The 11,437-nt window shown below is 66.2% G+C and carries 10 protein-coding genes and 4 pseudogenes; 6 read left to right on the forward strand and 8 right to left on the reverse strand.

All coding sequences use genetic code 11. The features are described from left to right. Window positions 1-447 precede the first annotated feature (447 nt). On the reverse strand, window positions 448-873 hold the full coding sequence (locus H9Y04_RS44950) for an OsmC family protein (RefSeq protein WP_187820043.1): 426 nt from the start codon (window positions 871-873) through the stop codon (window positions 448-450). 420 nt (window positions 874-1,293) lie between these two features. Between H9Y04_RS44950 and H9Y04_RS48745 the strand changes: the two are divergent. Then, window positions 1,294-1,670 (forward strand): annotated as a pseudogene (locus tag H9Y04_RS48745) (transposase); the annotation flags it as partial. A gap of 94 nt (window positions 1,671-1,764) precedes the next feature. Here H9Y04_RS48745 and H9Y04_RS47660 read toward each other — a convergent pair. The 3 genes from H9Y04_RS47660 to H9Y04_RS48965 form a co-directional block, all read right to left on the reverse strand. Continuing rightward, entirely contained in the window at window positions 1,765-1,890 is a 126-nt protein-coding gene (locus H9Y04_RS47660) for a hypothetical protein (RefSeq protein WP_268980579.1), read from the reverse strand. Window positions 1,891-2,089: 199 nt separating this feature from the next. Continuing rightward, complete coding sequence (locus tag H9Y04_RS44960) at window positions 2,090-2,266, reverse strand: hypothetical protein (RefSeq protein ID WP_187820044.1); 177 nt, start codon at window positions 2,264-2,266, stop codon at window positions 2,090-2,092. Window positions 2,267-2,485: 219 nt separating this feature from the next. After that, window positions 2,486-2,680 (reverse strand): hypothetical protein, encoded by a 195-nt coding sequence (locus H9Y04_RS48965; RefSeq protein WP_187820045.1) that lies wholly within the window; start codon window positions 2,678-2,680, stop codon window positions 2,486-2,488. 499 nt (window positions 2,681-3,179) lie between these two features. Between H9Y04_RS48965 and H9Y04_RS44975 the strand changes: the two genes are divergently transcribed. The 5 genes from H9Y04_RS44975 to H9Y04_RS44995 all read left to right on the forward strand — a co-directional run bounded on the left by H9Y04_RS44975 (window position 3,180) and on the right by H9Y04_RS44995 (window position 8,519). After that, window positions 3,180-4,613: an ADP-ribosylglycohydrolase family protein gene (locus tag H9Y04_RS44975; protein WP_187820047.1), complete on the forward strand. Its 1,434-nt coding sequence runs from the start codon at window positions 3,180-3,182 to the stop codon at window positions 4,611-4,613. Then, a complete protein-coding gene (locus tag H9Y04_RS44980; protein ID WP_187820048.1) occupies window positions 4,610-5,548 on the forward strand; it encodes a ribokinase in 939 nt (312 codons plus the stop codon). The genes H9Y04_RS44975 and H9Y04_RS44980 overlap by 4 nt, the downstream gene beginning before the upstream one ends. A 121-nt stretch (window positions 5,549-5,669) precedes the next feature. Beyond that, on the forward strand, window positions 5,670-6,623 hold the full coding sequence (locus H9Y04_RS44985; protein WP_187820049.1) for a CaiB/BaiF CoA transferase family protein: 954 nt from the start codon (window positions 5,670-5,672) through the stop codon (window positions 6,621-6,623). 345 nt (window positions 6,624-6,968) lie between these two features. After that, on the forward strand, window positions 6,969-7,331 hold the full coding sequence (locus tag H9Y04_RS44990) for a hypothetical protein (RefSeq protein WP_187820050.1): 363 nt from the start codon (window positions 6,969-6,971) through the stop codon (window positions 7,329-7,331). A 174-nt stretch (window positions 7,332-7,505) separates the two neighbouring features. Beyond that, window positions 7,506-8,519: an LCP family protein gene (locus tag H9Y04_RS44995; RefSeq protein ID WP_187820051.1), complete on the forward strand. Its 1,014-nt coding sequence runs from the start codon at window positions 7,506-7,508 to the stop codon at window positions 8,517-8,519. A 212-nt stretch (window positions 8,520-8,731) separates the two neighbouring features. Here the strand turns inward: H9Y04_RS44995 and H9Y04_RS45000 are convergent. The 4 genes and pseudogenes from H9Y04_RS45000 to H9Y04_RS45015 form a co-directional block, all read right to left on the reverse strand. Further along, window positions 8,732-9,505: pseudogene (locus H9Y04_RS45000) on the reverse strand (transposase); the annotation flags it as partial. 50 nt (window positions 9,506-9,555) lie between these two features. Beyond that, the gene (locus H9Y04_RS45005) at window positions 9,556-10,191 is read right to left on the reverse strand and encodes a transposase (RefSeq protein WP_187820052.1); all 636 of its coding nucleotides are present in this window, start codon (window positions 10,189-10,191) and stop codon (window positions 9,556-9,558) included. Between the two features lie 495 nt (window positions 10,192-10,686). Then, window positions 10,687-11,244 (reverse strand): annotated as a pseudogene (locus H9Y04_RS45010) (recombinase family protein); the annotation flags it as partial. 69 nt (window positions 11,245-11,313) lie between these two features. Further along, a pseudogene (locus H9Y04_RS45015) lies at window positions 11,314-11,437 on the reverse strand (IS5/IS1182 family transposase); the annotation flags it as partial.

Consider the following 11,437-nt stretch of genomic DNA (forward strand, 5'->3'; position numbering starts at 1 on the left):
CACTCCGCTCTGGCCGCCGCGGTCCACACGGTCATGCCCGGCGCGGCCTGGCAGCGGTGCAAGTTCTCTGCGCAATGGGCGTTTTTCCGCCGCAGGGTGTGGTCCTCGCGGACCCACTTGCGCAGCGTCTACATATGGATGCCAGGACCCCGGCGCGTGTAGGCAGCGCGAGCGCCACAGTGCCCAACGACCGCAGCTTTCAGGTCGTGCCGAAGGACCGCTCCGCCTGCCGCGCCGGGGCGCAGCTCGCCCTCACACGGTCCACCCCACGCATGACACGGCTTCGAGGTGCGGTGTCGGCGGTCACCATCGCGTCTTCGTTCGCTCTGGAGTAAGACGCCGCCGTCCCCCGAGGCGTCGTGGAACAGGAGCAGACGGACATCACCGACGCGCAGTTTCGTTACACGTGACGAGTGGGCTCGGATCCTGACCGTGCTGGCCCGTGGATCAGGCCAGTGTGGCCGTCAACGTGATCTTCGTGCCTGTGAGTGCCTGGCTCACCGGGCAGTTCTTCTTGGCCTCCTCGGCTGCGGCCTGGAACTGCTCCTCATCGATCCCGGGCACGGTACCCAGGACGATCAGGTGGATTCCCGTGATGCCCACGCCTGGCTGCAGGGTGACACCGGCGGACGTGACGAGCTTGGCGGGTGGGGTGCCGGCGCCGGTCAGACCGTGAGACAGGGCCATGGAGAAGCAGGCGGAGTGAGCTGCGGCAATCAGCTCTTCGGGGCTGGTCTTCCCGTCCGCCTTCTCGGCGCGAGCGGGCCAGGACACAGGCTGCTGCTCGATGCCGGACGAATTGAACGCAACGCGGCCGCTGCCCTCAAGCAGGTTGCCTTCCCAGATGGTGTGCGCGGAGCGTGTGGTTGCCACAATGATTCCTTTCCCAGGGGCCCTACTTTCCGGGGCCCTATCCTTTGTTTCCTCTAGCTGACGGGCATGCACCGATGACTGCTTCTGCTCGACCGCCTTCCGCCATGCCCTACACGCTCGATTCGAGCAGCCTGGGTAGGCAGAATCTGTGGTCTGAAGGGAGACAGCTCGTGGTCAGATGGATCTCTCGGAGGAGTCAGAGGATGATGGTCGAAGTGCCTCAATCGCTCCTCCGTCAGGGCTCTCACGCACGGCTCGAGGACACCCCCACCCGTCGAACCCGATCGATGAGGGTGCGTGCAGCCTGTTCGCCGGGACACGGCGGTGCGCTGAGGAGATGAGGAGATTTGGCGACGGCAGGAACAGCAAGGTTATGTGTCGTGTGGTGTAGGTGACCACAGTCGGGGCAGGGCTACACCAACACCGCCTGCGCGCCTGCCGGATGCCGCACACCAGCAACTCGGCGGTCCCGTCGCCTTACGGGACAACTTGAATACGCACGTCAGCCGCACGATGCGCAAGCTGATTGCCGCCCAACAGCGGCTGACCGTCTACCAGCTGCCGCCGTACGCTCCAAAGCCCAACCTGGGCGAGGGCGTGTGGGCACACTTGAAGACAACGCTGGCCAACTCACCAAACACGGACTCGACCAGCTCACCGCCGTGGTGATGAGGCGGCTGAAACGGATGCTGTATCGGCCCATTTGCGTTGAAGGGAACATCGCCAGAACTGGGCTCGACTACAACTGCCGTAGTCCCAGCCCCGTGAGTTGCCCGGAGTTTCGTAGAGTCTGGTGATCTTGTTTGAGGTGGACTGCGGGGTGTTCTCCTGGCTGTGCCGGAAGGGCTGTTCGTATTCGGCGGGTGCGGAGTGGAGACGTTCTTCGTTGTGTCAGGTGATCCACTGGACGATCGCACCCGGGACCTGATCGACGTCGTTCCAGGGGCCTTGCATCTCGATCAGCTCGGCCTTGGAGGTGCTGATCTGGGCCTCGGAGAGCCGATCGGTGTGCCGCACTGGGACGTATTGCGATCGTCTGTGGCTGTGGTGGATGAGCTTTGGAGTCTTTCCTTGTGCGCCGCCGCCGCAGTGCCATCTCCAGGGCATTCAGCGGGAGTTCGGTCCGTATGTGGTGGGCGATCTGCCGTGCGACGATCATGCGGGAGAACACGTCCAGGACGAACGCCACATTCGCCCACCCCGGCCAGGTCCGGACTTAGGGCATATCCGCTACCCAGAGTTCATCCGGCCTCGACGCGGTGAAGTCGCGGTCGGCCAGGTCCGGCGGACGCGGGGCCGCGGGTTCGGGGATCGTGGTGCGACGTCGCTGTCCACGGCTAACGCCCTCGATGCCGAGCTCGGCCATCAGCCGCTCGACCGTGCTGCGGGCCATGTCGATGCCCTTGCGTTTGAGTGCACGGGGTGATCCACCGGGCGCCAGAGGTGGCACCGGACTCGGCATGCACCTTCGCGATGAGCGGCATCAGCTGTTCGTCGCGGAGCCGGCGAGCCGACTGCGGCCGGCTCTTGCGGGCGAAATACGTCGACGGCGACAGCTCCAGCACCCGGCAGACGGGATCGACCCCGAGGCCCTTCTCGCGCAGGTGGTCGATCACCTGCGCGGCCTCGTCCGGGGACGGTCGATCTTCTGGGCAAAGAACACCGAGGCGGCCGTCAGGATCTCATTGGCCTGCTTCAACTCGGCGTTCTCTTTGCGGAGCTGCTTCAGCTCATCACGTTCGGCGGTGGTCAGCCGGTCGTCGCGCTCGCCGCGGTCGGCCCCGGCCTGTCGGACCCACTGCCGCAAAGCCTCGGGCTAGATACCGAGATCCCTGGCGACATGCGAGACCGGACGGCCAGTGCCATTCACCTCGCAGACCGCACGCTCGCGAAGCTCGTCGACGTATCTACGGGGTCCCGCTGCCATGGAGCTGGTGCTTCTCCATCACCAGGACCGAAACCCTGGCATCAGAGAATCCACAAAACACAACACAGCTCGGTTAAAGATCTCTAGAGATGCCTGGGCGTGCCGATTGCGAGGTGCTGAAAACTGGACGGAGGGCTTTGGCGCACCTTCGATGAGACAAGCCGAGTCCACTTCGGACGTGCGGTGGTCAACTTTCGGCCCGCTTGTGCTGCCGCACGGTCCAGCAGGCTGAGGGTCATGTCCAGCATGATCGTGCACCTGTCGGCAGGTGCCGAGTGACCAGCGCAAACTCAACAGTCGGAACGCTTCCCCTGAGCGTCCCGCGTGATCAGGGAAGGGGCACACCGGCCAGCGGCCCCCCTGCAATGGCGAGTGAACGATGACCGCGCCCGCCAAGCAGCCGATGCGGCTGCCGTGGGTGCAACCCGAGGACCTCATAGGTCATGGGCTGCGCCAAGCCATCGTCGACAAGCAGGATTGCGCGTCTATAGCACGCCGATGGTCCACGGCCGGTGGGCTGACCGCCCCCGCACGAGCGGGTTCATCCACCAAAGCGGTGCCGCTGGGCCTGCGCCGCTTGGCCGACCGTCTGCTCGACGATCTGTCCATGCTGGGCTCGCCGTTCGCTGCCAACGAGCCAACTGGCATCGAGGCGATCCGCTGGTCCTGCCTGTTCTGGCCGGAGCGCCGACCGATCCGCGGGGCCGACCTGCTCGGCGACAGGCTGCTCGGCGCGTGGCTCGGCAGGGCAGCGGGGTGTCTCCTTGGCAAGCCCATCGATGAACTACCCGTGGCCGGGATTCGGGACGTAGCCCGCGCCACTCACAACTGGCCCCTGAACACCTGGTTCACTGCGAAGGGAATGCCCCCGGGACTCGCGGAACTGTGGACCTGGAACGGCAGCAGCGGCGACGATTCGCTCGCCGAGAACATCGACGGCATGCCCGAAGCCCACGACCTGAACTACCCCGTCCTCGGTCTACTGCTGCTCGAGCGGATCGGCCGCGACTTCACCACGTCCGACGTGGCGAACCTGTGGCTTGATGAACTGCCGGCTGGCCGCACTGTGACCGCGGAGCGGATCGCCTACCGCAATCTGCTCCAGGGCCTTGAGCCACCGGAGACGGCCCGTTATCGCAACCCATTCCGCGAATGGATCGGTGCGCAGACCAGGGCTGATGTGCATGGCTGGACCAACCCTGGCGATCCTGCTGCGGCGGCCGAAGCGGCCTGGCGCGACGCGGTCCTCTCCCACACCGGCAACGGCGTGTACGGAGCCATGTTCGTGGCGGCCATGCTGGCGGCTGCGGCTGGAGGCGAGACCGACGTCGGCTCGTGCCTGCGCGTGGGGCTCACTGTCGTCCCCGAACGCTCCCGGTTGTCGGCAGCAGTGCGATACGGAATCGACCTGGCCCAACAGGAGACCACGGGCGGCATCTCGGGCTTCGAGCGGATCGTAGACCAGCTTCACGTGAAGTTCGGCCACATGCACGGGGCACATGTGATCCCCAACGTGGCCTTGGTCGCGGCCGCCCTGCAGCACAGCCGAGGCGACTTCACCGGCGCCATCTGCCGCGCTGTCTCCGGAGGTTGGGACACCGATGCCAATGGCGCCACCGTCGGCTCGGTAACAGGTCTTCTCACCGGAGCCTCTGGTTTGCCCGAACGTTGGACAGCTCCACTCCACAACCGACTGTCTACCTCGATCGCAGGGCTGGACGGCGTCGGCTTTGACGCACTCGCCGAACGGACCCTGGACCTGGTCGACTCCACCGTAGAGAGCTCCGATGGCACGGCGGGGGGCCAGCGATGAGCCTTGGCCGGCCGCGTATCTCCGTATGTGGCAGCATCAACATGGATCATGTCAGCTACGTGCGAGTCGCTCCAGGCGCCGGAGAGACTGTGGTGGGACAAGGGTTCCATGAGTCTGTCGGCGGCAAGGGCGCAAGCCAGGCGGTGGCGGCAGCCCGAGCAGGCGGCAGCGTCGAAATCATCGGGGCAGTCGGCGATGATACGTATGGGCTGCTACTGCGCTCCTCTTTGATGGATGCGGCAGTCGGCACCTCCGGTCTGCGCAGCATCGCCGGACGTACGGGCATGGCGCACATCGTCGTCGACGACCAGGGCGAGAACGCCGTCGTCGTCGTGCCTGGGGCGAACGCCTCCATGACAGGCCTCACCAAGGTGGAAGAACAACGCATCGCTCTGTCCGATGTCTTCCTCACTCAGCTGGAACTGCCCATGACGGTGGTGGAGGCAGGCCTCCGGGCAGCTCGTGGCGCGGGAGTCAAGACCGTGCTGACACCGGCTCCGGTTCTCACGGCACCGCTCACACAGACGGTTCTCGACTATGTCGATGTTCTTGTACCCAACATCCATGAGGCGGAGGTGCTCACCGGCGAGCCGTACCCGCTGAAAGCCGCCCACGCGCTGCTCGACGCGGTACCCGAAGTCGTCATCACTCTTGGCGCCGACGGCTGTCTTCATCTGGACAGGGAGGGGCTCCCTTTGTGGATACCCGCGTTCAATGTGGCGGCCAAGGACACCAGCGGTGCCCGGGACACCTTCGTGGGCGCGTTCACGGTGGCGCGCATGGCGGGGCGGTCGGTGGTACCGGCCCTCCGCTGGGCCTCGGCGGCCGCGGCGATCGCCGTGCAGGGGCAAGGGGCGACCAACGCGATGCCACATCGCGCCGAGATCGACCGATTGTTCGCGGGTACTCCCCGGCAGCGGCGCCCGGTCGACTGACAACTCTGCACACCGCAAGCCAAATTGGTTCGGCGGCGGTGCATTCAGCTACACCGCCCACAAACTACACACGCGGTGGGCCCCGCTATTGCCTTCCTCCGATGATCAGGAGCTTCACCACATGTCCACCGTCTCCCCGCTCCCACCGCTACCCAAGCGTGACATCAGCGCTCGAGGGCCCTTGGCCGGGCTACGAGTCATCGACCTCGCGACCCTGTTCGCCGGCCCTCTGGCCGCCACTATGCTCGGCGACTTCGGAGCCGATGTGATCAAGGTCGAGCATCCGCGCGAGCCCGACCCGTCTCGCGGGCAGGGGCCGAGCCAGGGCGGCATCGACCTCGGGTGGAAGCAGATCGGCCGGAACAAGCGCACCATCACGCTCGATCTTTCCGCGCCGCAGGGCAGGGAGACGTTCCTGGATCTCATTGCCAGCGCCGATGTGGCCGTCGAGAGCTTCCGTCCCGGCACGCTGGAGAGTTGGGGCCTGGGCTGGGACGAACTCAGGGCTGTCAATCCACGGCTCGTCCTGGCCCGGGTCACCAGCTTCGGCCAGAGCGGGCCGCGCGCAGGAGATACGGGTGCCGGCGCGCTCGCCGAGACCATGGGCGGCATCGCTGCCACGTCAGGCGAGCACGTAGGCCCGTCGGCCCAGCCGCCGTTCGCTCTGGCGGACTCGGTGGCGGCGCTCGCGACGGCGTACGGAGTGATGACGGCTCTGGCCGGCCGCGGCCGGACCAGCCGCGGTCAGGTCGTCGACCTGGCCGTCATCGAGCCGATTCTCGCCATGCTCGGCCCGCATTCCATCTCTAACGAAGGGACGGTCGCGGCTCCGGTCTTCGACATCCGAGACGTCATGGCGGATGAGCGGTACCGCGCGCGGGGCACGGTCGCAGAGGTCCCGGACAAGGAACTGGGCAGTGTCCGCATGCAGAACGTGCTCTTCCGCCTGTCCGAAACACCGGGTGGGATCCGCTGGCCGGGCCGTTCTCATGGAGCTGACACCGATGAGGTACTCAAGGAAGCAGGCGTGTCCTCGGACCGGATCAGGGATTTGCGTAGGCAAGGAGTGCTGTGACAGACCTGTGAGACGCCTGGACGTCACAGCGGCTTGGTTGAGTTCTGCGGGGCGACGATCGGCCTCAACCCCGTCATGCGGAGGGCATCAACGGCTCCCTCGACTGCGTGGATCACAGGATCCGCTTGCCGTGGTTCATCCGGAGATGGGGAAGCGAAGTGATGAGACGTCAGGCGGCCGTGCCTATCGTGGCGTACGGGCTTGTCGCATGTCTCGTGGTGGGACGGCTCGCTGCGGTTATGGAGGTGAGACAGGCGCTGCCGATGCTCTTGTGCGGATCTGTGGGTCTCACGCTGGTGGGGTTCGCGTTGTTCTCCGTGCGCGACCAGAAGCGATGAGCCGCCGATGATCAGTATGATTCTGGCAGTTCTCTGCGCCCTTGCCGTCGTCTGCTCGTGGGCGGAGGGCCACGTTCGAATGAGCAGGCCTCCGGCGATGCCCCTGGCGGCTGCCGAGGATCAGGCCAGGGCTGGCGACCGGTGGCCTGTATGGCTCCTGACTTCGACGCTCACCCTCACTGGCTGCACCCTTGTGGTGCTTCCCGAGCGCACGCTGTTCGCGCTGGTCCTCCTGATTGGGGTCGTTGCGATGGCCGCCGACCGGCTGGACCGAATGCTGCGTGTCGCCCTGCCGGGCCGGGATTGGCCGGCCGTCATGGGGGCTCTCGTGGTGACGGCTGCGGGCGCGGCCGCGGTAGGCCTGATGTAACCGTGACTCCGGCAGTGGGGGAGGGCGGCAGGTACTGGCGCACGCGTTCGCATCTATGGTTTGAGGAGTCAACTTTCGACGTGCGATAACCCCCGGCCGCGCTCGTAGCGTGGAAGGTGGAAGTGCGGCTGCCCTCGCGCTCCGTCCCTTTGCCCGCCGAGAGGTACCCCGCACATGAGCACGTCACCACCGCAGCGTCGACGCAGGCCGCGTGGCCGCCGCATTCTGCTGGGAGCACTGGTCCTGCTCATGCTCGGCATTGGGATGATCGGGGGGGCCGGTTGGTGGGCGGTGTCCCATTTCACCGGCAACGTGCAGCGCATCCCGGATGCCTTCCCGACCAACGTGCCGCCTGCCGCTCAGCCGGCCGAGGGGAAGGGCGGTGAGAACTTCCTGTTCGTCGGGCTGGACACCCGCACCGACCTGCCGACAACGGGGAGCAAGGCCACCGGACCCATCTGGAAGCCAGGCGCACAGCGCAGCGACACGATGATGCTGGTACACCTCCCTGAAGACCGCTCCGGCGCCTACTTCGTATCACTGCCACGAGACTCCTGGGTCAAGATCCCCGGCTATGGGCAGGCCAAGCTGAATGCCGCGTTCTCATGGGGAGGCCCACCCCTTCTCATAGACACGGTCCAGCGACTGACCAAGGTAAAGATCGACCACTTGGCGATGCTGGACTGGAACGGCTTCAAGGAGCTGACTGACGCCGTCGGTGGCGTGGACATACCGGTCGCCGAGGGCGGCGCGCGCCATATGAGTGGTCAGGAAGCTCTCGACTACGTTCGTGAGCGGAAGAACCTGCCGCGTGGTGACCTCGACCGGACGCTGAGGCAGCAGAATTATCTGCGTTCCGTGCTCAGCAAGGTGCTTGCCAGCGCTTCGCTGACAGACCCGTTCAAGACGAAGGATCTGCTCGACAAGATCACGCAGAGCGTCAGTGTCGACGACCACCTTTCCGACAGTGACCTGCGTGAACTGGCCTGGGACATGAAGAGCGTTGGTATCGGCGACCTGACCTTCATGAACGCTCCTATCACCGGAACGGGCATGGTCCAGGGCCAGTCCGTGGTGCGTCTCGACGTGAAGGCGGGAGCGGCCCTTTGGAGCGCGGTCAGGGACGACACGATGTCTGAGTACGTCCGCACCCACACTATCGACAGTCTTGGCGACCGGACCCGCTGAAACACAGCGCACCGCGTGAGGTGTCCGCGGAATCGCGGGGGCACCTTCATTCCCTGGAGAGCCCGCCGATTCCGCACGACGCGACCCGGCTCGTGCTTTCAGCGAGCCGGGTCGCGCACTACTTCTCGGCACGGTGGTGCCTGGCGACCGCACTCTGCTGTCCGACAGGTATCAACTTTTGCTGAGGAGGCGTGCGTTGGGGGTCCTTACGGTCAACGGCTCTGTCTCGCTTGCGGTGGTGACGGAGTGTGCTGTTTTCCGAGGAGGATCCGGTGGCGGAGGAGGGTGGAGCCTGCGCGTCCGTGCATCTGGCGCGCGATCTGTTTGGTCTTGGTGTTGACGCCCTCGGTGGGGCCGTTGCTGTACGGAAGCGTGAGCCCGGCGATCATGGCGTCGAGGTCCTGCTCCGGGCCATGGGTGAAGGAGTACAGGTGAGGCAGGTCGGCGCCGCTGACCTGGTTGATCCAGTGCGTGAGCGAGGAGGCGTTGTCGGCGTGAGGCACAAGGAGCGGAGCGAAGCTTTGGTTGCTGGCGGCCAGTTGGGTCATCTCGGAGCATGCGGCGGTGAGTTTGGTCAGGGGCTCGTGTTGCTTGGCCTTGAGATTGTCGGGCTTGGTCAGCAGCATCCGGGCGAGCCTGCGCGGGGAGACATGGCTGTGCTCGGCGTCCGCGCGGCCCTGGTTGATGTACTTGTGTAGCAGGTTCAGGTAGCCCGTGAAGCCGAGGGCTTTGATGTCCTCGAAGAGGTGCAGGACGAGGACGTCAGGGTCCTCGGCCCGGCGCTTGCGCAGGTGCTCACGGTAGGGATCGACCAGGCTGGCGCGGTACTTGGGGACGCGGAGGATCCGCGCGGGCCGGTCGGCGCGGGCGTAGCGTTTCACAGTGTTCAGGGCCACCTGGAGACGGCGGGCGCATTCGAGCAGGCCAACGCCCTGGTCGAGGAGGCCGTGAATCTGGTGCCAGCGTTCGAGGGTGGTCTGGGCGCGTGTGGAACTTCTCGTTATGGGTTCAGGCCGCGATTCCGTGAATCCCAAGGTCATGCTCGCAGCAGGATCCGGGTGCGGAGGAGGCGGAACGAGGCTCTGCCGTACATCTGTCGCTTGATGGTCTTGATGCGGTTGACGTGGCCCTCGACCCGGGAGGAGGCGAGCAGGGTGTCGAGGTCGGTGTCTCGGAAGTGGCGGACGGTCTTGCGGTCCAGATGCAGGCGGCGGGCGATCTCGGAGATGGAGCATCCTTGGCCGAGCAGGCGGTGGATGTCGGAGTACCGGTCGACAGTGCGGACGGCCATCTTGGTGGGCGGCAGGGTCGGCGGCGGCAGCGGATTGATGATCTTCCGGGGCGTGTTCTCTCGCTCTTCGTCGGCCTGTTTGCGCAGGCACGGGCGGTGCTGATGGCAGGTCTTCTCGACTGCGGCGGAGAGATTGTGGAGCAGGTGCCAGCGGTCCGTGATCTCCTGGGCATCGGGGTCGCCTTCGCGGATCGCGGTGGAGTAGGCGGCGGCCCGGTCCCGGCAGATGATCTCGGCGCCGGGGTGTTCGTTCAGCCAGGCGATGAAGGTCGCGGCGTCGCGGTCGGGGAGGACGTCCACGACGCGGGCTGCCTCCACGTCGACGAGGACGGTGCCGTAGCGACAGCCCTTGCGGAAGGCGAACTCGTCGACGCCGAGCACCCGCGGCGCCCCGCTCGGGCACCGGCGGGGCGGCGAGCAGCCCAAGGAGGTGGGTACGGCCAGTGCCGTCCGGCCACCGGGCGTTCGGCCAGACGCCGCCGGTAGCGGGAGTGCACCCGGCGCCCCGAACGGCCACAACTTGGGCAGTCCGGCGGTCGACCACCCGCCGCCGCCTCGACCACGACCCCGTCGGCGGTGGCGTGCACCGCCGTGACCCGCACATCGATCCCGGGAAACAGCACATCCTCAATCGCCACAACCCCCATACCGGGGCAATCCCCGCGAGAAACGTTCCCGCACTCGCGCCTTCCACCTGGGGATTCACGGAATCGCGGCCTGAACCTCGTTATTCCCCGGGGCTGAGTTCACGTAATTCCCCAGCCCCGGAGGCGGGGTGCCGTTAACGAACGCCGAACCAGGTGCCAAGTGACCTGCCGGTAGCTTTCGGATCGAAGGCGGTCCTTCTTCGTCCCGGGCTGAGTTGCCCGGGCGCCTTCACGCGGGTGTGTCCTGCCCGGCTTCGGCGAGGGTGCGGTACAACGTGGGCAGGCTGGGGTTTTTGCCCTTGTGCTTGCCGCGGGCGATGACGATCTTCTGCTGGATCTCCTTCATCGGGGTGCCCTTGGCGCGCAGCGCAAGGGCGTAGTCGATCTGGTCGGCGTCCAGCGAGGGCGGTCGGCCACCCGTGCGGCCGCGCTTGCGGGCGGATTCCTGGCCTTCCAGGGTGCGTTCGCGGGTGTAGGTGCGCTCGGCGCCGGACAGGGCGGCGAGCACGCCGAAGAGGATCGCGCCCTGGCCATGCCGGTCGCCCGGGTCGTACAGGCCGGTGATTGGGCCGGTGAGGAATTCCAGGGCGATACCGGCCTTGCGCAGGTCCTCCACGGTGACCAGCAACTCGGTGCCACGGCCCAAGCAGCGGAACTCGTGGACGGTCAGGATCACCTGGACACCGGGATGCAGAGTCTTGAAGCGGACCGCCATCGCGACAGCCTTCTCGTACTCGGGCCAGACCTTGACGCGGGTGGAGACCTTCTCGTGGAACTCCTCGAAGCAGACCGGCGTGAGGGCGTCGAGCTGGGACTGGAGTTCCTGGGTGGCCGTCGAGCAGCGGGCTTAGAACGGCTAACACAATGACTGGAGTTGCCGATGGGTGATGAGGCAGCAGGCCAGTTTGAGGAAGGCTTCGTGGATGTCGGCCCGGCGTTCCCAGCGGACTCGGGGTCGTCGGAAGCCGTGCAGCCAGGCG

The organism is Streptomyces polyasparticus (genome assembly GCF_014493765.1).
Lineage (GTDB): Bacteria > Actinomycetota > Actinomycetes > Streptomycetales > Streptomycetaceae > Streptomyces > Streptomyces polyasparticus.